The sequence below is a fragment of the Leucobacter viscericola genome, assembly GCF_011299575.1.
Classification (GTDB): domain Bacteria; phylum Actinomycetota; class Actinomycetes; order Actinomycetales; family Microbacteriaceae; genus Leucobacter; species Leucobacter viscericola.
In genome coordinates, this window is the sequence record NZ_CP049863.1 from 2798151 (window position 1) to 2820791 (window position 22641).

The window sequence follows — 22641 nt, forward strand, 5'->3', positions numbered from 1 at the left end:
TAATGCAGCTTAACGACTCGTCTCACGGTCAAAGATAAGTCGTGAGCTAAAGCCAGCGATGAGACCACCAATTATCGGAAAGACAATGAAGACCCAGACCTGTGCAAGCCAGTCTGGTCCGCCATAGATCGCGGTGGCGATGGATCGCGCGGGGTTCACAGATCCGTTGTCGATTGGGATCAGAATCATGAGCATCAGGGTAAGCGTAAGGCCAATGGCAATCGGCGCAAAGCCGGCAGCAGCTCTTGAGTGCGTGACTCCGAGGATCACATACACGAAGACGGCGGTGAAGACGATTTCGATGATGACGGCAGAACCGAGACCAAAGCCGCCTGGTGATTGGTCGCCAAAGCCGTTGGAAACAAAACCAGAGTCTATGGCAGCTTTTGCAAATCCATCGGGCCCCCCAAGTGCAAGGAGATAAATGAGGCTTGTGGCGACAATGCCTCCAACGAGCTGAGCAATGATGTACGGGACGGTGTCTTTCCAAGCGAAGCGTCCTGCAGCTGCGAGGCCGAGAGTGACGGCTGGGTTGAAATGGCCGCCGGAGATTGGCCCGAAGGCGTAGGCGCCGATGATGACGGCGAAGCCGAGAGACAGGCAGGCTCCGAGCGTGCCAACCCCGGCTGCTCCACCGTCGAGGGTGGCCGCGAACGTAGCGGTCGCGATCAGTCCAAAGACGAGGAGAAAGGTGCCAGCCACTTCGGCGGCGAGCTTGGCGCTCGTGCTTGGTGATCGTTGTGCGGTTGAAGATACAGAAGGCGAATTATTCATTGCTGGACTTTCTCTTGAGTGGCCAAAAACGAAATGTCAAGGCTCGCGGCACGACAAGCCGCATAGCTTATGAGATGCCGAGCTGGTTAATTTTACGCGGTTCTAGAAAAACTCTGAAAGTACTTGACATGTTTCTGAGTTCTTGTATCGATGATTCGCAGCTATCGCGAGTCGCCCCGCAAGTGGAATGACATGTGCCTCGACCACACCGCGCTCCTTCCCCTTCCCTTAACCTGTAAGAGTTGATGCAGCTGCGTCAGCGTCGAGACAGTATGTGCGGGGAGCGGTATGTCTAAAGCAGCAGAACCAAGCCACAAGCTACCAACGGCTCGGCCACTAGACCTCCACTGGATCCACGGCTCCGAGTCCGCGAAGCACAACACGGATCCCGACCTACAGACCTACTGGTACGACGAAAGTACCGTGATCCTGCGCCAGAACAAGGCGACCAATTACGAAGCCCCATTCTTGTACCTGCTGTTTGGCAGCGAAAAGGCCATGCTCGTGGACACGGGTGCGACCGCAGACCCCGCCTTCCTGCCGCTGCGCGAGACCGTCGACCAGCTCCTCGAATCCTGGTGTGAAAAGCACCCGAGTGAAGGCTACGAACTTCTCGTGTTGCACTCGCACGAACACGGCGATCATATCGCGGGGGATCAGCAGTTCCAGGGCCGGGCGAACACCACTGTTGTGGGGGCTGACCGCACATCCGCCTGGTCGTTTCTGGGATTCAACGGCAACGCGCTAAAGCCTCAGAATATAGACCTGGGGGATCGCACGGTGCTGGCCATCGCGTCTCCGGGACACGATGCGGCGGCGGTAACCTACTACGACTCCCAGACCGGCATCCTCCTCACCGGCGACACCGTCTACCGAGGCCGCCTCTACATCGAAGACTGGGCAGCCTTTACCGACACGATCGACCGACTCATTCGATTCGCCGAAGAGTACCCGGTTACACACGTACTCGGTTGTCACATCGAAATGACGCGCGAGCCCGGTGTCGACTACCCCGTTCGCACGACCTACCAACCCGACGAACCACCCCTTGAAATGACGGTGGCGCACCTGCACCAGATTCGTGACGCACTCACAAAAGCCGGATCGACCCCGAAGCGGGTCATCTGCGACGACTTCATCCTCTGGCCTAAACCGGGCGACAACGACTAGCCCCTCCGCCAAGCACCGACCCTCTGTAGACTGTTCTCGTGGTTAATCCAGAGATTCAAGGCCGGGTCTACCCGCCGACCGCCCCGTATCTTGTCGGCCGTGAAAAGGTGCGTGAGTTCGCTCGCGCTGTGCTGAGCACTTCACCGCTTCACCTCGACCCCGAGGCGGCAAAAGCCGCCGGGTACGCAGACGTGATCGCTCCGCCCACCTTCGCTGTCACGGTGCAGGAGGCAACGCTCGCGCAGCTGCTTGCTGACGAGGAGGCGGGCGTTGATTTCACGCGGGTGGTCCACGGGGATCAGCGCTTCACTTACACCCGCCCGATTGTGGCTGGTGACGAGCTCACCGCGACGCTCACCATCGCAGCGGTCAAGCAGCTTGGTGGACACTCGATGGTGACCGCCTCCAGCGACATCGTTGACGCGAAGGGCGACCACGTGGTCACCGCTATTTCCACGCTTGTGGTGCGAGGGGACGAAAACGCATGAGTTCAGTAACACCAGACTTCTCGCAACTCGAAACGGGCGACGTTGTCGCCGAGCGCGAGCTCACCCTCACCCGCGACACCCTCGTGCGCTACGCGGGTGCTTCGGGCGACTTCAACCCGATCCACTACCGCGATGACTTCGCCATCGAGGTCGGCCTGCCTGGTGTGCTCGCCCACGGCATGCTCACCATGGGGGCCGCGGGCTCCGTCGCAACCGACTGGCTCGGCGACGCAGGCTGGGTCAAAGACTTTCAGTCGCGCTTCACCAGGCCTGTGCCGGTCGATGCCAAGGAAGGCGCTCCCGTCACAGTAACCGCGACGGTTGGCGCGCTCGATCCTGAAGCCCGCACCGCCCGCATCGACCTCAAGGTTGTCTTCGACGGATCGACCGTACTCGGCAAAGCCCAGCTGGTGGCGGCGTTCGCGTGACTCTTCCCGACATTGTGCCCGAGCCCATCGGCGACGGAGCGCGACTTGCCGACCTCACCACGATGCGTGTTGGTGGCCCCGCCGAGCGTGTGATTGTCGCGCGCAGCACTGAGGATCTCATTCGCAACGCGACCGAACTGTGGAGCACCGACGAGCCCTGGATGCTGCTCGGTGGCGGCTCGAACACGATCGTCGCCGACGAGGGCTTCCCCGGCACGGTGCTGCTCGTGCGCAGTGGTGGCATTACGCGGGTCGAGGATCCGCAGGCCCCCTCTGACCAGGTGCGACTGCGGGTGCAGGCGGGCCACAACTGGGATCTGCTTGTTGCAGCCTGCGTTGATCGCGGCTGGGCGGGCCTCGAAGCGCTCTCGGGCATCCCCGGTCTTGTGGGAGCTGCGCCGATCCAGAACATTGGTGCCTACGGCCAAGAACTGTCGCAGGTGCTTCACTCGATCGAGTTCTACGACCGGGCTGAGGGTGAGGTGCTGCGCATCCCCGCCGCCGAGCTTGAGCTCGCCTACCGCGACTCCGCGATCAAACGCGGGCGCGAGGGTGTTGTGCTCTCGATCGACCTGGTGCTCACTGAACTGAGTGATCCCACCTCCGTGGTCTCATACGCCCAGCTCGCGTCTGCTCTGAGCGTTGAGGTCGGTGATCGGGTGCCGATCCTCAGCGTGCGCAACGAGGTGCTCCGCTTGCGCGCGTCTAAGGGCATGCTGCTCGACGAGAGTGACAATGACTCGTGGAGCGCAGGATCCTTCTTCACCAACCCCATCGTCTCGCAGCAGTTTGCCCGCGAGCTGCCGGCCGATGCGCCGCGGTTCCCGGTGGGCGGCACGGCGCCCTCTCCGACGGTGACGAGTCTTGAAGACATCGCAGCGGGTGTTCCCATGCGGGTTCCGCGCGCCGCCACCGAGGGCAAAGTGAAGCTCTCGGCCGCCTGGCTAATCGAGCACGCCGGCTTCAAGCGTGGCTTCCACCTGCCCGGATCGGGTGCGGCAATTTCGTCGAAGCACACGCTCGCCATCACCAACCGCGGTTTCGCCTCTGCCGCCGACGTCGCGGAGCTCGCGCGCTTTGTCGTGCAGCGGGTGCAGCAAGAGTTTGGTGTGATCCTCGCCCCCGAACCCAATCTCTACGGCCTGGAGCTGTAGGTGTCGGTGCGGCTGGCGGATCGCCCGGTGCTCCAGATCGTTGGGCGTGGACGCATGGGAGCCGCGCTCGACGCGGCCCTGCGCACCTCTAACCTCGAGCTGCTGCCGCCGGCGGGCCGCGGCGCAGACGGGGCCTCCGCAGACATTGTGCTGCTCGCCGTGCCAGACGCCGAGATCGCTAGCGCTGCCGCAGCCATTGCGCCCGGGCGGATCGTCGGCCACCTTTCGGGCATTACAACGCTTGCAGCGCTGCAGCCGCACGAGGCGTTTTCGCTGCACCCGCTGATGACGGTAACCGGCCCCGGCACATCCTTCGCGGGAGCCCACGCGGCGATCGCGGGCACCTCCGAGCGGGCGCTGCAAGCGGCTCAGGATCTGGCCGAACGCCTCGGCATGGTGCCGTTCCGGGTGGCCGACGCCGACCGTGCCGCCTATCACGCAGCGGCCTCGATTGCCTCAAACTACCTCGTCACTCTCGAGGGCCTTGCCGAGCAGCTCGCCGAGACCGCGGGGGTGCCGCGCGCCGCGCTCCTGCCGCTTGCTGAGGCTTCGCTGCGTAACTGGGCAGAACGCGGTGCAGCGTCGGCGTTGACTGGTCCGGTGGTGCGCGGTGACGAGGCGACCGTGCGTGCGCAGCGAGACGCCGTCGCCGAACGGCTACCCGAACACGTCGCGCTATTCGACGCGCTCACCGATGCAACGCGCACACTGGCAGGGGGCCAGCAATGAAGGTCGTAAGAACCATCGCCGAGCTGCGCGAGGCACTTCGCCCCGGTCATCCTGCGCGAGCTTGCGAGTCGCAGGATCACCTCGGTCAGAACCCTGACACAGCTTCAAGGATCGGCATGGTCCCCACGATGGGCGCCCTGCACGAGGGCCACCTCTCCCTTTTGCAGCGGGCTCGCGCCGAGAACGACCTGGTGATCCTCTCCATTTTCGTAAACCCCACGCAGTTCAGCGAGGCGAGCGATCTCGACGCGTATCCCCGGCAGGAAGCGCAAGATGCAGCACTCGCCGAGAGCGCCGGTGTCGACGTGATCTTCGCGCCAAGTGCAGCCGAGATGTACCCCGCGGGTTTTGCCACAACCGTGAGCGTCTCCGGCGCGATCACCGAAACCCTTGAGGGCGCCGGCCGCGGCAGCTCCCACTTCGACGGGGTCGCCACGGTCGTCGCCAAGCTGTTGCTCGCGGCCCTGCCGCACCGCGCCTACTTCGGGCAGAAGGACGCCCAGCAGCTGCGAGTTGTGCAGCGCATGGTGGCCGACCTGGGCATCCCCACCGAGATCGTGAGCTGTGCCACATCGCGCGACGCCGATGGGCTCGCCCGCTCAAGCCGCAACGTTCGCCTGAGCGAGACGGACCGGCAGCGCGCCCTGGTGATCCCGCGCGCGCTCGCCGCGGTGTCGGCCGCGGCCGCTTCGGGCGAGACCGAGGTCGTTGCGCTGCGCACGCTCGCAGAGGGCATCCTTGCTGAGGGAAGCGTCGATCCTGAATATCTTGCCTTTGTGAACCCCGAGAGCTTCGCCCCCGCCACAACCGTGAGTGGTACCGTGCTGTGTGCAATCGCTGCTCGCGTCGGCGAGGTGCGACTGATCGATAACGAACTGCTGAACCCACCGAGTTTGCCAATCTCGAAGGAGAACTGAGATGCCGAAGGTTTCGATCCCGCGCCTCGCAGAAAAGCGAGCGAACGGTGAACCGATTGTCATGGTGACCGCGTACGACTACCCCGCAGCGCGCGCCGCCGAGCGGGCCGGCGTCGACATGGTGCTGGTGGGAGACTCGGGTGCGCAGGTTGTGCTCGGCCATAGCTCCACCGTTTCGGTCACCACCGACGAGATGCTGATGATGTCGAAGGCCGTGCGCCGCGGCACCGAGACGGCGTTTCTGGTGTGCGACGTGGCGTTTGGCACGACGGAAGAATCGGACGAGCAGGCCGTGGCGACGGCTGTGCGCTTTGTGAAGGAAGCGCAGGCCGACGCGATCAAGCTTGAGGGTGGCAGCGAAGCTCGCCTGAGCAGGATCCGGGCCATTGTTGCTGCCGGGATCCCCGTGGTCGCGCACCTCGGCCTCACCCCGCAGACCGCAACCGCTCTCGGCGGACTGCGCGCCCAGGGGCGCACGGCTGCGACGGCCTCGCGAATCGTGGACGAGGCGTTTGCGGTGCAGGAGGCTGGCGCCTTCTGCCTGGTGATCGAGGCGGTTCCCTCGGAGATCGTCGCGGTTGTTCGTGAGCGCCTGTCGATCCCGATTATTGGAATCGGTGCCGGACCCGCTGATGGCCAGGTGTTGGTGCTGCACGATCTGCTTGGTGTGACCGAGGGCGGCATCGCGAAGTTCGTGAAGTCGTTCGGCAGTATCGGCGAGGCGACGGTCGCCGCGATCTCGGATTACGCTGCCGAGGTGCGCGCGGGATCCTTCCCTGGACCCGAGCACCAGTACGCGGCGACGCCCGAGGCGGTCGACGCGGCTCGCGCGGCGCTCGAGCGTCACGAGTAAGGCGTCCCGTGATCGCGTCTGAATTCTGGGAGCAGATCCACTCCGAGCGCACAAAACTGCTGAGCTTGCTTGAGAGTCTCAGCGACGACCAGTGGCGCACCACCTCGCTCTGCTCTGCGTGGACGGTTGAAGATGTCGTTGCACACCTCACCGCCGCCGCGAGCACTGGCAGGTGGGCGTGGATCAGCAACATGCTTCGATCGGGGTTCAACACCGACAAACACAACGCCCGTTTGCTGGCGAAGTTCAAGGGGCGCACTCCCCAGGATACGCTTGGTCGGTTTCGGGGTGCCATTGCCAACACTGTTGCTCCAACGGCTGACTACGCCGCATTCCTCGGCGAGGTGGTTGTGCACGGGCAAGACATCGCGCGACCGCTCGGCCTTGAACTCGTGCCGGATCCCGCTGGCCTGCAGGAGGTCGCGGGTTTCTTCGCGAGCAAGGACTTCGCCGTAAACAGCAAGACCCTGGTGAAGGGATTACGGCTAAAAGCAAGCGATGCGTCGTTCGAGGCGGGCGAGGGCCCGGTCGTGCGCGGCGCACTCCTCGACCTGGTGATGGCGATGGCCGGCCGCGGAGTGTACTGCGAAGCTCTCTCCGGCGAGGGCGTCCCTGAACTCCGTCGCAGGATCGAGCGTCCAGCTTAGCGACGAGCGGCCCGCATACCTACGCGGCAGTAACCTGGGCACTCGTCACTAAGCTGGACGCTCGTCGACTGGATCAGAGTTTGCGCCTCACACCCGATCGAGCGCCGCGCGCAGATCCTGGATTAGATCGCCGGAAGACTCGAGACCGATCGAGAGGCGCAGCAGGCCGGGCGTGATCCCGAGCCGGTCATTGATCTCGGATCCGAACGTTGCGTGCGTCGAGCTCAGCGGGTGGATGATCATCGAGCGAGTGTCTCCAATGCCGGTCATGCGTGAGAACACCCGCAGACCATCCACAAAAGCGCGTGCGCCGTCGATGCCACCGTGCACGGTCACCCCGAAGACGGACCCCGTGCGACCGCGGCCCGAGGCATCGACCCCGTAGTCCCGCTGCGCAAGCTCGAACAGCGGGTTCGACGGCAGGCCCGCATAGTCGACGGACTCAACCTCGGGCTGCTCCTCAAGCCACGCGGCAATTTCGAGCGACGAATCAACGTGACGATCCATGCGCAGCGAGAGTGTCTCCATGCCCTGGTGCAACAGAAACCCGTTGAACGGCGACAGCGAGGGCCCAATGTCGTTCACAACGGCCTCACGCACCGCGCGTGCGTAGGCGCCGCGCCCGAAGCGATCGAGCATCGAGCCAAGTCCGGGCCGCGGCGAAGCCGTCACGAGGGGAAAGGATCGCCCGGCCTGCTCGGCGGCCTCCCAATCGAAGGTGCCCCCGTCAATAATGGCACCGCCAACGGCGGCACCGTGCCCGGTCAAAAACTTGGTGGTTGAGTGCACAACGATATTTGCGCCGTGCTCAATGGGGCGGATGAGCGCAGGTGTGCCGACCGTATTGTCGACCACCAGCGGCAGATTGTGGCGGGCGGCCACGGCCGCGATCCTGCGCAGATCGGTGACGTCGTTGCGGGGGTTCGGGATCGTCTCCGTGTAGATCGCCTTGGTGTTCGGGCGAATCACCCGATCCCACTCGGCATCGTCTTCCACGTCCCAGACGTAGTCAGTTTCGATGCCGAACCGCTTGAAACTGCGGCCGAAGAGGATCCGCGTACCGCCATAGATTGAGGCCGTCGACACGATGTGATCGCCGTGCTGCGCGAGCGTGAAGAGCGCCGACGAGATCGCTGCCTGCCCGCTCGACACCGCAACCGCGACAGTGCCTCCCTCGAGCGAGGCGAGCCTGGCCTCGGCAACCCCGTTTGTGGGGTTGCCCTGGCGCGAATAGATCGGTCCCGGCTCGGGACCTTCGTCGGTCTGTGCCTGGCCAGCAAAGCGGCCTACCTGGTCATCGAAGCTGTCGAACACGTAGCCGGCAGAGAGTGCGATTGGCGGCACCCGCAGTCCGGTGTTCAGATCGGGGTACTCGCCAGCGTGAACCTGGCGGGTCTCAAAGTCGAAACCGTCCCAGTCGGTGACGGGCTCGGCGGGCGCCTGCGGAGTGGTGGCGACGGCAGTCGGTTCTGCAAGAGTCATGATGCGCTCGTTTCGGCGAGGGGCAGGGAGCCAGGTTTGGGCAGGGAATCACGGCTGGGCAAGGAAACACTGCTGGGCAGGATCGCGGCGATGCGTCGCACAGCCTCGCGGATTGTGGCGGGGGCACAGGCGAGGTTGAGTCGCACGTGCCCCGCTCCGCCCTCGCCGAAGTGGACACCATCGTTCAAGGCAACACGAGCCTCGGTGAGGATCGCGGTGAACGGATCAGCAGCGATCCGCGTCTCGCCGAAGTCGAGCCACGCCAGGTACCCCGCCCGGGGGCGGGTGTAAACAACGCCGGGCAGCTGATCCTGAACCAACCCTGCGAGCAGGGCATCATTCGCCTCGATCTGGGCGACCGTGCGGTCGAGCCAGTCTCGACCGTCAGAGAACGCGGCGACGCTGGCGTGCAACCCGAGAATGCTGGCTCGGCAGGCGACCTCGGGCGGCAACGCCTGCAGGATGTCGTTCGCGCGATCGTCGGCGGCGACAATCACCGAGCACTTCACCCCCGCAAGATTCCAGCCCTTACTCGCCGAGGTCGTCGTGACCGAGAGCGCTCCCGCGGCGGCCGCGATGGGCGCGAACGGCGTGAACTGTTGCCCGCGGTGGGTGAGTGGGGCGTGAATCTCGTCCGACACCACAAACACGTCGTGGAGCGCCGCGAGGCGGGCGAGCTCGGTGAGGTCCTCTGCCGAGTGCAGCAGGCCGTGCGGGTTGTGTGGGTTGCACAGCAAAAAGATGTCGATGCCACGCTCGAACTCCTGCTCGATCGCCGCGAGATCGAGGCGGGGCGAAGCGCCGGGAGCGGCACTGAGAAGCGGAATCTCAACCGCCTCAACGGGCAGCTCCTCAAACATCTCGAAGAAGCTGGGGTAGGCCGGTGTGGCGAGTGCGATGCGGCCACCGTTGGGGCGCGCGACCCGGATCGACTCGACGATTCCGGTGGCGACGTCGGTGGCGAGGTAGATCTGATCTAGGGGAACGTGCCACCCCCACCGATCCCGAGCAAAATCGGCGAACGCCGGTGCAAGCGGACCGGGGCCGTCGAGGTATCCCAGATCCGACGCCTGCACCCGCTCGATGAGTGCCTGCTGGACCTCGGGAGCAACCGTAAAGTCCATCTCGGCGACAAACAGCGGCAGCACGTCGGCCGGAAAGCGGGTCCACTTCAGGCTGGTGCGCTGTGCGCGCAGAAGCGCAGGATCCAGCTCGGCAAAGGGGATGCCGCTGGGATCTGTGTCGACAGCGTCGGTACAGTCTGCGTCGGGGAAGTTAGCCACGGTGTTGTTCGCCATAGCCCTATGCTCTCGCGGGATCCGGCGGCGCGCGATCCCCGCGGTAATGCACCGTCATCTTTCTCATTTTGCGGTGCGGCCGAAACCACGACTATTCGCGCATGGATCGGAAAATCGGTACCTAGTGAGTCGCGTTCAACTGAAACTCGACAAACCCGGTTGGCTCCACCGAAACGAAGCCAAGGCTCGGCGCCGTGACACCGAAGTCTTGGAAGGTGATCGGGATCGATCCCGCGATTTCTGCAGTGGTCCCGTCACTGCGCACCTCGACGGAAGCGGTGACCGGTTTTGTGACCCCCGCGATGGTGAGATCTCCCGTAGCATCTGCCTTAACAACGTCGCCCGAGTTCGGTGCAGATTTCAGCGTGACGGGAGCGGTGAGTTTAAAGGTTGCCGTCGGGTTCTCTGAGGTGCGCAGGGCCTGGTCGCGGAAGTAGGCGTCTCGACTGCCACTGTCGGTGGCGATGGACGCGACATCGACGGTGAGGTCCGTTGCCTGCAGGGTGAGACCGCTGTCGTCGATCTTGAAGGTTCCCTCGACCTTGTTCGTGCGGCCCGTCACGGTTACGTCGGTGCCGTTCAGCACCTCGTTGACGCGATACCCCGCTTCTGAGCCGGTTGCGACGCTCCACTCGCCGGCCAGCTGGGTCGGATCAAGCGGAGAGCCAGAAGCAGTGCTGCTATCGAGCATGTTCGCGTCACCGCTCAGCGTCGGTGCTTCCGCAGCGGGTGCCGCGATAAAGTCTCGGTAAATGATCGGTCCCGCAACCGCGGCGGCTCCGCCCAGAACGAGCACACCGATGGCCACCCCGATAAGAACCTTCCGAGACTTCTTCACAATTGCTCCTGACGCTGAGTGATGTTTCAACCTTGGCAGTCAGCCCGATGAAACGCCTCCGAATGGGTAGGGAAGAAGCTGGCAATTGGTGGCGAAGCGGGGCGCGATAGCGATTAGAGCCCCGCGAGCAGCGACTTCCAGTGCGCGCGCCACTCCTCGATGCGCTCGCCGTCGGGCAGGCCGTCCTGGCTAATCGCGAGGATCACGCGGGTGTCATCTTTGGGGGTCGCTGAAGCCTCAACCCGACCGGCACCCTCGAGGTCTATCCGCCAGAACGTGCGCTTCTCAGTGCGGGATCGCCGCGGCTCGCCCGCTGCATGCCCGAGGTGCTCGGTGATCCCTTCGGCGGCCGCGGCCCACGCCTCAATCGCTGCGTCACGATCGAGGGGCAGCGTGCGGCTGGCGCTCACCCGAAACGTGCCGCTCGACGACTGGCCAGGCACCCGAAGCCCTGCGTGCTGCTCGTACGCGATTGCAACGGCCTGCGCCCACCAGTCCGGGTTGTACAGCGTCTCAGGAACCTCAGCCCTCGCAATAATCGCGATCTCGTTGTGCGGCTTCGACTTGGCGTCCTTGGCCTCGAAGATCTTGACCCAATCGGCCCAGTCGCGTCCGGTCGCGCGCTCGATGCCGGGGATGCTCTCCGCACGTGTCTGGTTTGCTGCGGAATCGGCGGCTTTGCTCATCGGATCCTCGTCTTCGGTAACTCGTTGCTTCTGCGTCAGTCTAACTAATTAGCCGACATGCTTGAATGGACCCATGAGTGAACAGGATCGCGAAGCCGCGAGTGTGGGTCGGGCCTCAAGGCGCTACGCCGACCAGGCGCTGTCGCAGCACCGGGCCGCCAGCGTTGGCGAGAACGGCGGAGACAACGGCAACGAGCAACCCGGCAGCGCAGCGGGCGGCGGCCGCCACCACTCGAGTGATGCGCAGGAGTTCCGCATCGACCTCGAGCGCATCCGTTTCTCCTCCTACTTCGCCAGGCTTTCTGATGTGACGCAGGTGATCCCGAGATCGGGGGTCGGCCCGGTCATGCACAACCGCCTCACGCACTCTCTGAAGGTGAGCGCGGTTGCCCGCGTCATCGCCTCGAATCTCGCCGAACTTGAGGCTCGGCACCGCGCATTCGTAAAGGGCGAGCGCACCGAAGACGACGCTGCGGGCGCCACCATCGCGAGACTCGGCGGCTGCGACACGATTGTGGTGCAGGCGGCCGGTCACGCGCACGACCTCGGGCATCCGCCCTTCGGGCACCTGGGCGAGCGCGTGCTGGATCAGGTTGCTCGCGGTCGACTCGGACTCCCCGAGGGATTCGAGGGGAACGCCCAGAGCTTCCGGATCCTGACCCAACTCGACACCCTGGGCCGTGACTTCCCTGGACTGAATCTCACGGCCGCGGTGCGGGCGGCAACCCTTAAGTACCCGTGGACACGAACCGAGTGGATCGGCATCAGCCTGAGCGACCTGCCCGTGGCCGAGCGCCCTCGCGGGGTTGGCTACGATGTGGCTGGCGGCGCCGAGAAGTTCTCGGCGTACGCGCTCGACGTGGCCGAGATGGAGCAGGCGCGATCCGCGTACCCGAACATTGGGCGGGGTGAACAGACGCTTGAGTGCGCCGTCATGGACCTTGCCGATGACATCGCGTACGCGGTGCACGACCTCGATGACTTCACCCGCGCCGGTGTGCTGCAGCAGGCTGCGGTGGCCGGAGAGCTGCGCGCCTGGTTAGCGGCCACCGACGAAATGGAGGCCGCCAACCTCAGCGAGCTGGGCACCCGGTGGCGGGCGCCCGGGCACTCACTCGAGGCTCTGTGGCGCCGTCTGCTGCTGAAGGACGATTGGATCGCCGACCGTGACGCTTTCTCTGCCGCGGTCGAGCGCGTGAACCGGGATCTCGCCGAGTCGCTGCTTGCCGCTCCGTATGACGGCGGCATCGAGAGTGAGCGTGCGGTCTCGGGCTTCACCCGCAAGTGGATCGAGCACCTGCGCACTGCGATTGTCGTCGAGGATCAGCCGCACGTTCGCAGCGGCCATGTCCGTCTCAACCAGCAGGCGTGGCACGAGGTGAAGGTGCTGAAGTTTGTGCACACGCACTTTGTGTTGGATCGTCCTGAGTTGGGTCAGGATCAGCGGGGGCGGGCGCGTATTGTTGAGGGGCTCACGCTCGGGTTCGAAGACTGGCTTAGCGACCCGGTTGACGCGGCGAGAGCCCCGCGTCGCCTCGTTGAGTGGGTAGACGAAGCAACCGAAGCAGGGTTCGAACTGAGGCGATCCCGACCCGAACTCCTCAGCGGCGACACGAGCGATGCCGGACTCGTGCGGCAGGGGAGGGCCCGCGCGATCCTCGACTATGTATCATCGTTCAGTGACCAGCAGGCCGTGGCCACGTATCGTGCACTGAGCGGAGGGATCAGCGATGACTGAGAACCGGGATCGGGATCGCCTGATTGACGAATTGATTGCGGTTGGACGCGACGCTGTCGAGCGAGGGCTTGTGCTCGCGAGTGGTGGCAATCTGTCGGCTCGGGTGGCAGAGAACAGCTTTGTTGTGACGGCGAGTGGTACGTGGCTGGATCGGCTGACGCGTGACGACTTCGTCGAGCTGACGCTTGACTCAGACGAGGCGGGCGCAGGATCGATCGGATCCAAACCCTCCAGCGAGTGGAAACTGCACCACCGCGCCTACCTCGCGCGCCCAGACGCCCAGTGCGTGATCCACCTGCACCCGCGGCACGCGGTTGTGCTCGCGAGCATCGGGCGCGAGATCCGCCTGCTCACACTCGACCACGCGTTCTACGTCGGATCGATCGGGCTGACCCCGTTCTACCACAACGGATCAGACGAACTCGCAGACACCGCGGCCGAGCAACTGCGGTCCCACAACTGCGTCGTGATGCAGCACCACGGGTGCTCGGTGGTGGGCGACTCCGTCGAGATGACCTACCGGCGGGCGCTCAACCTTGAGGACGCGGCCAAGGCGACCGCGCTCGCGCTGCAACTGGGCGACACTGGCACGACGTTCCCGCCGGAGGCCTTCGCCGAGATTCACCACGCGTAAGCGCCCAATGCGCTGTGCCGGTGCGCCGGCAAATTTTGTGTACCCAAAAATACTTTCGAAACCGCGTTGAATTTCTGGCTCGTGCGCGCTCCTAGCTCTATGTGGGCTGAGTTTGAAGCCCACTGAAACGTGAAATAGGGAGTTTTGGCATGGGGGAGCGTATCGCTCACAAGGGTTCTGCATTGCGACGAGTAATGGCGGTGCTTATGGTGCTGCTGGTCTTCGGGTTTGCAAGCAACGTTACGGTGACTCGCGCGTCCGCGGTTTCCGGAAGCATTCAGAACCCGCAGATTCGAATCGTGAATGACGGTACAAGTGAGGTGACCGGTGACACTTCAGATCACGACGGCTTGCTCGCACTTGGAAACCGAGTCGTCTTTCAGTGGGAGGTGACACTCCTCGCTGTTGAAGACGGTGTGCTCACCCAAACCCTTCCGGTCGGACTGACCTGGGACGAGGCTTCGCTTACGCTCGCCGGGGTCAACAACCAGTCCGGGCAGAACGGTTTTGTCTCCTCCTATGTGCTCAGCGATGAGGGGCGCACACTCACCGTAAAGATTGCGACAGCTCCTGGTGCCCCCGGTTCGCAATACGTTGAGTTTACCGGGATCACTGCGCTAGTTGATCGCGCGACCGCGTCTGTCGGGGACGTGTATGCCCCCACGCTCAGCGTGACCGATGGGCTTGGAACCAACGTGATTGCTGCCTCGGGAACGCCAGCTCAGGTTGAGATTGTCGGCCAGGTGCGTGGCAACCTGTCAAAAGTTGGCAGAACCATCAACCCCGGTGTCGCGGAGACACATGATTTTGGAGCCGGTGAGGTGCCCGCCGTGCGCCACACCTTTGGTGTTGTGCTCGAAAAGAGTGTGCTCCCCGGCGATCGTATGTTCGAGTGGCAGGGGCCGATTCGTGTTGCCGACACCTTCACCCTCACCAAAAACGGTGCGCCTGCGATGTCGAGCAATCAGGCGGTTGCGATCGACGGCACTTCCGGGAGCGGCCTGACTGCGACTCTCGAAAACGTCAACGCGGCAAACGGTACCTTCGAGGTTGTCTTCGACAACATCCCCGCGGGCGATGACCCAATGTACGCGAACGTTTCCGTGTGGATCCCGAGCGCCCAGGTTCCCAATCTTTCGGCGGGAGAACTCCCCATCGTCATGGAGAACACTGTCTCCAAACCCGCGGGTGCCCAGTGGCGCACGACCGATGGGGCAGAGATTGTCGACGCGAATGCAGGCGACAACACACAGATCCGTAACTATGGCATTCAAAACTCGGTGTCGGGTAGCCCGTTCTACAGCCAAGAACTGCGGTCTGTTCCCGGTCGTGTTGTGCTGAGCAGTTCAGGCGTGTACACCGGCACAAACTACACCACCGACGGACAGTTTCGCCCCGCTGGCACGCGCGCCTCAGACGGCACGATCTGGACGGCGGTCCCCTCAACCAATGTCAACATGTTCGAGTTTTGGGATCCGGCCGTTTCGGAACTCAAGAACTCAGGAAGCGTGTATTCGGGCAACAATCTTCTCGTTGAAAATGTCGATTATCGGGTGTACTACTCCACCTCTGCCGGCCCGGGGTTTGGTGGTCCGACGAATCCGCTGACAATGCCCTGGACCCTGAAGTCGGATTACACGGGTGATCTCGCTGACGTTGCGAGTTTGCGCGTGGAATACATCGGCAACGGAGGAGTGTACGAGCCTGCTCCAAGCGCCGCGCGCGACACCCACAACCTCAAGATCTCCCCGCAGTTCGAGGTGGTCAGAGGGTTACCGAACCCGAACGACCCGGCTGACCTCGGTCGGGTGCTGCACCGCGGGCAGGTCCTAGCAAACTTGCAGACCACACCCCCAACGAATTACAACCAGGGCATACTGGGTGAGCTTTTTGTTCGGGCCGGAGACGCGTCTGTTACAAAAACCGGAGTCGCGCTCAATGCGGCGGGCGAGGTGCAACTGCCAGCAACCGAGTTCATCAGCGCTGGGCAGGGTGTGCGATACACGATCACCCCGCAGCTCAAAGGGCTCAAGGTGAACCCCTCAGATTCGTCATCGCTGGTGATTCCAAACGTTCGCGTAACGGACTGCCTACCAGCGAATGTGCTGACCTCCGGTCTTGATTTTTCGAGGGTAGATCACAAGGTATGGGGAATTACCGTCACCCCTAACGCCTGCGGCTCGGGGGCAAGAACGCAGATTGTGTTCGAGTACCTGCCAGAGGCACGTTACGCTGACGATCTTGCGCCGATCAGTTTCGACGCAAGAACCTCGAAGATCGCTCCGAACGGCAACGTGTTTGACAACCTGGCTGAGCTACAAGCAGACGGCATCTTCGGAACAACCGGAGGGGCGGCTGCAACGGGCACGGCGAGGATGTACGCGTCGCAGCCGAGCGTCACCGCGTACGAGAAGTTCACTGACACACCACGTGTTTTGCGCGGTGGAGAAACGAACTACCGCATTAACTGGTTCAACTTTCTCTCCTCTGACCGGGCAAATAGTTACTTTGTTGATGTGCTTCCCTTCAACGGAGATACACGCGGCACCGTGTTGAACGGTGAGGCTTCCCTGGTCGGGGCCTCGGTCGTCGCGGATGCGGCTGTCGGCGCAACACTGCAGCTCACCACAGACAGTGCGATCCGGCTCCCCGGAGCCGCCGAAGCGCCAGCCTCGAGTGTCGCTTGGGTTGACTACGCAGCCGCAACTCCAGCAGAGATCGCTCAGGCCAAGGCCCTGCGCGTTCATCTGCAAAACTTCGTCGCGGGTGCGACGAGCGTGGGGTCGCTTAATATGACGTTGACGACCCCCGATGCTCACGGTGGTGACGTGCTCATGAACACCACCAACGGTCTGCTTTCCGTGGGGCAACCCGACCAGGTCAAACTCGACGAGGCCAAACCAGTGGCTGTCGACATCGTGGCCTCGAGCATCTCGGGTGAGCTCTGGGAAGACGTCAACGGAAATGGCACGCGCGAGGCCGGTGAGCCCGCCATTGAGGGCACGACTGTGCAGCTGACCCGCGGTGGCACCACCGTGGCCTCCGCAACGACCGATGCGAATGGCATCTATCGATTCGCAGATCTCGACCCCGGAGAGTACCGCGTTGTGGTTGACACAGCCACGCTTCCCGCCACAACCGGAAACTGGGTCAACACTGCTAGCCCGGCTGGCGGATCGAACAGCGAATCGGGATTGATAACCGTGGGCGAAGGCGAGGATCTGGCAGACCAAAACTTCGGGTTCCGCAACAACGTTCCCGCCGTGAAGCTTGAGAAGCAGGGGGTGGTGCCAGCAGAACTTCGTGCGGGTGAGCCCATCACATGGACCTTCACCGTCACCAACACCGGCAACATGGATCTTTCGAACATCGAAGTGGCCGACCAGTTTCCTGGCATGAGCAGTATCGCGTTTGGATCCTGGCCGACCGCCACGAAGGACTTGCTTGAGCCAGGCCAGAGTGTCACTGCGACCGCTACCTCTCCGCTCACCCAGGCGCAGCTTGACGGTGCCATGGTTGAGAATGAGGCGAGGGTCGCAGCAGTTTCGTCTGACGCGGTTGACGTCGCCGATACCGCGGCCGCGACGGTTGTGTTGCCGCGCGCGGCAACACTCGATCTCGTAAAGACGGTTTCGTTGGCAAGTGGAGCTGAGCCATCTTCGGCCAAGGCTGGCGACACACTGAACTACGCGTTCAAAGTGACGAACAACGGTAACGTGACGCTCTCGAACGTGGAGCTCAAGGACCAGCTTGAAGGGCTTTCAACTGTTGAGTTTGGTGCCTGGCCGAACCCCGCTACCCCCGGAGTGCTGAAGCCGGGCGAGACCGTAACTGCGACGGCAACCCTCAAGCTGAGCCAGGATCACATTGAAGCGGGCAGCGTGAGTAACACTGCGTCAGCGAGTGGTGAGCTACCGCTGCTGCCCACCGAAACCGAACCCCAGCAGGCAACCGACACCGCGACTGCCGTGATGGATTTCACGCCCAGCCCCGCGATTCAGCTGCAGAAATCGGCTCACCTCAGTTCTGGCGCATCGGGCGTCGGTGACAGCATTAGATATGACTTTGTGCTGACGAATACTGGAAGTGCCGAGCTCAAGGGGGTGGCCCTGGCGGACAAGCTCGCCGGGTTGTCAGCCGTAAAGTTCGGGGAGTGGCCTGATGCGAAGGCTTCGGGGCGACTGGCTCCCGGAGAAAGCGTCACCGCAACCGCCAAGCTCACCATCACCCAGGCGCATGTTGATGCCGGTGGAGTGTCGAACACGGCGAGTGCTCGGGGAGCAACTCGTAAGGGCGTTGAGGTCTCGGCGGAGGACACCGCCAAAGTAGTTCTCACGAAGGTACCGGGTCTGACTCCCGGAGGCGTTGATCCCGAGTCCCTCGATGGCCTGGAGAACACCGGAGCGAAAGGCCAGCTCGGTCTCGCGCTCGCGGCGATGGTGCTCCTCATCGCTGGTGGCAGTGTGTACCTTCGTGCGCGAAAGCGTCGTCGCGCGTAGCCCCGCCTAAAAGGATGAACCGCCCCGCGCTGCACACAGCCAGCTCGGGGCGGTTTCGTCCTAGCGACGCAACTGAAACTCGCGCTTCTTATCCCAGGGAAGCTCCCACTGCAGCTCTCTGAAAAGCGAGGAGAGCAGGATCCCGGTAAAGCCCCACACGAGATGCCCGCCGAAGCGGGGACCGAGCTGAAACGCTGGCCCCCTGAAGGTCGTGGAGCCGCTGCGAAGCACCGAGGTGCCGCGGGCAGCCGGATCCAGTAGTTCAGCAACCGGCGCACGGAACACTTCTACCGACTCGCTGGCATCGGCGGCTATCTGGCTGGGTCGGGTCCACCAGCCAACAACTGGCGTGACGAGGTTATTGCTGACGGGAATGTGTACTTCTGGCAGCATCCCGAGCACCTCAACCCCGCTGGGGTCGAGGTGGGTCTCTTCCTCAGCCTCGCGAAGCGCGGTCATCGTGAGATCGCGATCCTGTGGCTCAACTCCGCCACCGGGGAATGCGATCTCGCCGGGGTGGTGGCGGAGTGCGTTCGAGCGGCGAATCAGTAGCACGTCGAGCTCGGGTGGCACAGAGCTGACCGACTCCGTCGCGGGTGTGCGGTCAAGCGCACCAAAGAGAATCAGAACCGAGGATCGCCGGGTCGGGCGATCGGTGAGGTGCCCCTGCGGCCGGTAGTCGAAATCGACGTCCCGCTGCATGAGCTCGCGGAGATCCCGCTGCACCTGCTCCACCGTCGACGACATACCGGCTAGCCTAACGCTCAACGCGCGGTATTGAGCGAGGTGTTCGCCGCTGGCGGGAAGAGCTAGCCGTCTGCGAGCAGCTCGCCGATCCCCTCGGGCACACGCTGCGATCTGGCCCAGGGTTCGCGGTCGCGCCTTGCAACTCGCTTCACACGCTGCGTCTCTTCAGTGCGCACCTGAGTCAGCACGGCGATAGCCGCGGCTCGCTCCTCGGCACTCACACCGCGGGTGACAAAGTGAATGTCGTCACCGGTGAGGGCCGTGTCGACCTCACCCACTTCTTCGCGCTTTGCTGCGTCGCGCGCGGCTGCATCGGGCGGTAGGAAGCCGTGTTTCACTGTGTTGCCGATCTGTCTCTTGAACTGAGGGGAGGATCCCGCGCTTACAGCGGGATATTTCCGTGCTTCTTGGCGGGCAGCTCGGTGCGCTTGCCGCGCAGACCGCGCAGCGCCTTGATGACCGCGAGGCGAGTACCAGCGGGCTCAAGCACGTTGTCGAGTTCACCGCGCTCGGCCGCGAGGAACGGCGAGGTGACGTCTGCCGTGTACTTCGCCGTGAGCTCGGCGCGCAGGGCATCAACATCTTCCCCGGCCGCTGCCGCCGCAGCGAGCTCCTTGCGGTAGAGAATATTCACGGCGCCGGCGCCGCCCATAACGGCGATCTCGGCGGTGGGCCACGCGATGTTAATGTCGGCGCCCATCTCCTTTGAGCCCATCACGATGTACGCGCCGCCATAAGCCTTGCGCGTGATGATCGTGACGAGTGGCACGGTGGCCTCGGCGTAGGCGTAGAGCAGCTTCGCGCCGCGGCGAATGACTCCCTGGAACTCCTGGTCGGTGCCGGGCAGGTAGCCGGGAACGTCGACGAGGGTCAGAATCGGAATCGAGAACGCGTCGCAGAACCGCACAAAGCGGGCAGCCTTTTCGCTCGCGTCGATGTTGAGTGTGCCCGCCATCTGGTTCGGCTGGTTCGCCACGATACCGACGGTGCGGCCCTCAACTCGGCCAAAACCGATGAGCATGTTCGGGGCGAACAGCGGCTGAACCTCGAGGAAGTCGCCAGCGTCGAGGATCGCCTCGATCGCGACCTTCATGTCGTACGGCTGGTTCGCGCTGTCAGGAATAAGCGTGTTCAAGCGGCGGTCCGCCGCTGTGATCTCGAGCGCGGTGTCGCTGTCGTAGACCGGCAGCTCCGACATGTTGTTGTCGGGCAGGAAGCTGATGAGCGACCGCGCGTAGTCGAGTGCGTCGTGCTCGTCGCTCGCGAGGTAGTGCGATACACCGCTCGTTTTGTTGTGCGTGAGCGCACCGCCGAGCTCTTCGAAGCCAACCTCTTCGCCGGTGACGGTCTTGATGACGTCGGGGCCGGTCACAAACATGTGGCTCGTTTTGTCGACCATAATCACGAAGTCGGTGAGGGCGGGGGAGTAGACCGCGCCGCCAGCTGACGGGCCCATCACGATCGAGATCTGGGGGATGACACCAGAAGACATGGTGTTGAGGCGGAAGATCTTGGCGTAGTTCGAGAGCGCAACCACACCCTCCTGGATGCGAGCGCCACCCGAGTCGAGAATGCCGAGGATCGGAGCGCCGGTCTTGAGCGCAAACTCCATGGCCTTTACGATCTTCTCACCGGCAACCTCACCGAGTGAACCACCGAAGGTGGTGAAGTCTTGTGAGTAGACGACGACCTGGCGTCCGTCGATGGTGCCAGCGCCCGTGACAACCGCGTCGCCGAAGGGGCGGCTGTTCTCCATACCGAAGCCCTGGGTGCGGTGCTTGACGTACTTGTCGAACTCAACGAACGACCCCGGATCAAGCAGTGCGGTGATCCGCTCGCGCGCAGTCATCTTGCCGCGCGGGTGCTGCTTCGCGGCGGCAGCGGCGTCGCGGTCGCCCACGGCCTCCTGGTACTTGCGGCGATGGTCTGCGATGCGGCCCGCCGTGGTTTGAAGATCCGCGGTCTCGGGAGTGATGGTGTTGTCTGCAGTCACGCGCTCTAGCCTAGCGTGGCACTCACCGCTCCAGCAGGAGAGACCCTCCAATGACTTCGAGTTTTTGTAGGAGAAACACGACGAAGGCTTTTTTGCCCCGCTGGCCCCTGGATTTCACCAGAAATGGCGAGAAACTCAGGTAGCGCGGTTAGAATTTAGTGGGGGAATTAAAGAGGGGAATTCGGGTTGACGATTGACAACCGAAGCGTTCTGACAGGTGCCGTCGTAGAGACTGATGAGTTTGACGAACCCAACTCATCTGTTCAAGAAAATTCCAGGTTTACCGACAAGGCTTCAGACCTTGAGCTATTGCGTGCCGTGCGTGAGCACGACCCCCATGCCTATGGTGAACTGTATCGACGGCACGTTGATGCCGCGAGAGCGGCCGCTTTCCGCATCGCACCGGATCTCGGAGTTGATGATCTGGTCGCCGAGTCCTTTACCCGGATTATCCAGGCGATTCATCGCGGCAAGGGACCAACCGAATCGTTCCGGCCGTATCTCTACAGTGTCATTCGTTCCGTCGTGGCTGAAGCACTGCGCAAGCGCTCGCCAATGCTTGGTGACATGGAAGAGATTGCCGATACCGAGACTCCTCTTGATCGAGAGACCCAGAATTTTGAGCACGTAGTGCTCGCTCGTGCCTTCGCGAAGCTTCCTGAACGGTGGCAGCGTGTGCTCTGGCACACGGAGGTTGAGGGCCTGCCGCCCCGAGAGGTTGCGAAGATCCTCGGAGAGAATCCCCGCGTGATTTCTCAGCTGGTGTTTCGTGCCAAAAGAGGACTCCGCGAAGCGTGGGTGTTTGAACATATTGACACCGCAGGCATGCCGTCTGATTGCCAGGCAGTAGTCAAACGGCTTGAGAAGTTTGGGCAGAATGAGCTGAGTGCAGGGAAAGCTGACGAAGTCGCGCGGCACCTTGCCTGGTGCCGATCCTGTCAGAGTTCGCTTGAAGAGCTCAAGTACGTCTCATCGCACATGGGTCGTGGCCTCAGCGCGGTCCTGCTGCTCGGTGGGGGTCTAGGAGTGGTCGTGTCTTCGAATGCGGCGGCTCCCTCAGGGGCCATCGGAGCGGCGGCGGGATCGAGTTCGAGTGTTCTCGGCAAGGTTCTCGTGGGAGCCGCGATCCTAGCTGGAATCACCGCTGTTCCCGTAGCGATGCTGATGAATGCAACGGAGCACACCTCGAAGCCGATCGCAAAGTCGGAGAGCGCTGAAACCGCAACACCTGCCCTTCTCGAGACCCCCGTTACAAAGACTTCCGAGAAGGCTGCTCCCGCGAAAGAGCCCGAATCGATGCCAGAGCCGGTCGCTGCGGCGGCACCCACCGATGTGCAGGTCGACACGTCAACGCCACCGGTTACTTCAAATGATGGTGGTGATCCTCCGCCAAAAGATCCAAACCCGCCTGCTACTGAGACCGACGACGACGACACATGGACGCCGCCAAACTATCCAACGGTGGTGAGTCCCCCCGACGACCTAGGCTCATCGAGCCCGACACCCGACTCGTTTGAATAGTGAGAACGACAAAGCCCCGTGTCACCCTTCTTGGAAAGGTGACAC

At 63.1% G+C, this 22641-nt stretch carries 20 protein-coding genes; 12 read left to right on the forward strand and 8 right to left on the reverse strand.

Annotated features, from left to right (window positions below):
• Positions 1 to 9: 9 nt before the first annotated feature.
• Positions 10 to 774, reverse strand: a complete 765-nt coding sequence (locus G7068_RS12160; RefSeq protein ID WP_166292204.1) for an aquaporin — start codon at positions 772 to 774, stop codon at positions 10 to 12.
• Positions 775 to 1062: 288 nt separating this feature from the next.
• Between G7068_RS12160 and G7068_RS12165 the strand changes: the two genes are divergently transcribed.
• Genes G7068_RS12165 through G7068_RS12200 form a run of 8 tightly spaced genes read left to right on the forward strand, consistent with a single transcriptional unit; the run spans position 1063 to position 7160 of the window.
• On the forward strand, positions 1063 to 1944 hold the full coding sequence (locus tag G7068_RS12165) for an MBL fold metallo-hydrolase (protein ID WP_166292205.1): 882 nt from the start codon (positions 1063 to 1065) through the stop codon (positions 1942 to 1944).
• Between the two features lie 38 nt (positions 1945 to 1982).
• Positions 1983 to 2432 (forward strand): FAS1-like dehydratase domain-containing protein, encoded by a 450-nt coding sequence (locus G7068_RS12170; RefSeq protein ID WP_166292206.1) that lies wholly within the window; start codon positions 1983 to 1985, stop codon positions 2430 to 2432.
• Positions 2429 to 2860 (forward strand): MaoC family dehydratase, encoded by a 432-nt coding sequence (locus G7068_RS12175; RefSeq protein ID WP_166292207.1) that lies wholly within the window; start codon positions 2429 to 2431, stop codon positions 2858 to 2860. The genes G7068_RS12170 and G7068_RS12175 overlap by 4 nt, the downstream gene beginning before the upstream one ends.
• The gene (locus G7068_RS12180; RefSeq protein ID WP_280116199.1) at positions 2857 to 4014 is read left to right on the forward strand and encodes a UDP-N-acetylmuramate dehydrogenase; all 1158 of its coding nucleotides are present in this window, start codon (positions 2857 to 2859) and stop codon (positions 4012 to 4014) included. The genes G7068_RS12175 and G7068_RS12180 overlap by 4 nt, the downstream gene beginning before the upstream one ends.
• Entirely contained in the window at positions 4015 to 4743 is a 729-nt protein-coding gene (locus G7068_RS12185; RefSeq protein ID WP_341873745.1) for a DUF2520 domain-containing protein, read from the forward strand.
• Positions 4740 to 5660, forward strand: a complete 921-nt coding sequence (panC, locus tag G7068_RS12190) for a pantoate--beta-alanine ligase (protein ID WP_166292208.1) — start codon at positions 4740 to 4742, stop codon at positions 5658 to 5660. The genes G7068_RS12185 and panC overlap by 4 nt, the downstream gene beginning before the upstream one ends.
• 1 nt (position 5661) lies before the next feature.
• Complete coding sequence (panB, locus tag G7068_RS12195; protein ID WP_166292209.1) at positions 5662 to 6513, forward strand: 3-methyl-2-oxobutanoate hydroxymethyltransferase; 852 nt, start codon at positions 5662 to 5664, stop codon at positions 6511 to 6513.
• Between the two features lie 8 nt (positions 6514 to 6521).
• The gene (locus tag G7068_RS12200) at positions 6522 to 7160 is read left to right on the forward strand and encodes a maleylpyruvate isomerase family mycothiol-dependent enzyme (protein WP_166292210.1); all 639 of its coding nucleotides are present in this window, start codon (positions 6522 to 6524) and stop codon (positions 7158 to 7160) included.
• Between the two features lie 87 nt (positions 7161 to 7247).
• On the opposite strand, the gene G7068_RS12205 is transcribed toward G7068_RS12200, so the two are convergent.
• The 4 genes from G7068_RS12205 to G7068_RS12220 form a co-directional block, all read right to left on the reverse strand.
• Positions 7248 to 8642 carry an O-acetylhomoserine aminocarboxypropyltransferase/cysteine synthase family protein gene (locus G7068_RS12205; RefSeq protein ID WP_166292211.1) on the reverse strand — a complete coding sequence of 465 codons (1395 nt, stop codon included), beginning with the start codon at positions 8640 to 8642 and terminating at the stop codon, positions 7248 to 7250.
• Positions 8639 to 9940, reverse strand: coding sequence for a MalY/PatB family protein (locus G7068_RS12210; protein WP_166292212.1), 1302 nt, complete (start codon positions 9938 to 9940; stop codon positions 8639 to 8641). The genes G7068_RS12205 and G7068_RS12210 overlap by 4 nt, the downstream gene beginning before the upstream one ends.
• Positions 9941 to 10061: 121 nt before the next feature.
• On the reverse strand, positions 10062 to 10778 hold the full coding sequence (locus G7068_RS12215; protein ID WP_166292213.1) for a YceI family protein: 717 nt from the start codon (positions 10776 to 10778) through the stop codon (positions 10062 to 10064).
• A 113-nt stretch (positions 10779 to 10891) separates the two neighbouring features.
• A complete protein-coding gene (locus tag G7068_RS12220; RefSeq protein WP_166292214.1) occupies positions 10892 to 11464 on the reverse strand; it encodes a hypothetical protein in 573 nt (190 codons plus the stop codon).
• A gap of 73 nt (positions 11465 to 11537) precedes the next feature.
• Between G7068_RS12220 and G7068_RS12225 the strand changes: the two genes are divergently transcribed.
• The 3 genes from G7068_RS12225 (at position 11538) to G7068_RS12235 (ending at position 18335) form a co-directional block, all read left to right on the forward strand.
• Complete coding sequence (locus tag G7068_RS12225; protein ID WP_166292215.1) at positions 11538 to 13202, forward strand: deoxyguanosinetriphosphate triphosphohydrolase family protein; 1665 nt, start codon at positions 11538 to 11540, stop codon at positions 13200 to 13202.
• Positions 13195 to 13836: a class II aldolase/adducin family protein gene (locus G7068_RS12230; RefSeq protein WP_166292216.1), complete on the forward strand. Its 642-nt coding sequence runs from the start codon at positions 13195 to 13197 to the stop codon at positions 13834 to 13836. Before G7068_RS12225 ends, G7068_RS12230 begins: the two co-directional genes overlap by 8 nt.
• A gap of 149 nt (positions 13837 to 13985) precedes the next feature.
• Positions 13986 to 18335, forward strand: coding sequence for a DUF7507 domain-containing protein (locus tag G7068_RS12235; protein WP_166292217.1), 4350 nt, complete (start codon positions 13986 to 13988; stop codon positions 18333 to 18335).
• Positions 18336 to 18395: 60 nt separating this feature from the next.
• On the opposite strand, the gene G7068_RS12240 is transcribed toward G7068_RS12235, so the two are convergent.
• The 3 genes from G7068_RS12240 to G7068_RS12250 all read right to left on the reverse strand — a co-directional run bounded on the left by G7068_RS12240 (position 18396) and on the right by G7068_RS12250 (position 21075).
• The gene (locus G7068_RS12240) at positions 18396 to 19082 is read right to left on the reverse strand and encodes an NUDIX hydrolase (RefSeq protein WP_166292218.1); all 687 of its coding nucleotides are present in this window, start codon (positions 19080 to 19082) and stop codon (positions 18396 to 18398) included.
• 62 nt (positions 19083 to 19144) lie between these two features.
• Positions 19145 to 19420: a hypothetical protein gene (locus G7068_RS12245; protein ID WP_166292219.1), complete on the reverse strand. Its 276-nt coding sequence runs from the start codon at positions 19418 to 19420 to the stop codon at positions 19145 to 19147.
• Between the two features lie 44 nt (positions 19421 to 19464).
• Positions 19465 to 21075, reverse strand: a complete 1611-nt coding sequence (locus tag G7068_RS12250) for an acyl-CoA carboxylase subunit beta (RefSeq protein ID WP_166292220.1) — start codon at positions 21073 to 21075, stop codon at positions 19465 to 19467.
• A 186-nt stretch (positions 21076 to 21261) separates the two neighbouring features.
• On the opposite strand from G7068_RS12250, the gene G7068_RS12255 reads away from it, so the two are divergent.
• On the forward strand, positions 21262 to 22596 hold the full coding sequence (locus G7068_RS12255; protein ID WP_166292221.1) for a sigma-70 family RNA polymerase sigma factor: 1335 nt from the start codon (positions 21262 to 21264) through the stop codon (positions 22594 to 22596).
• Positions 22597 to 22641 lie beyond the last annotated feature (45 nt).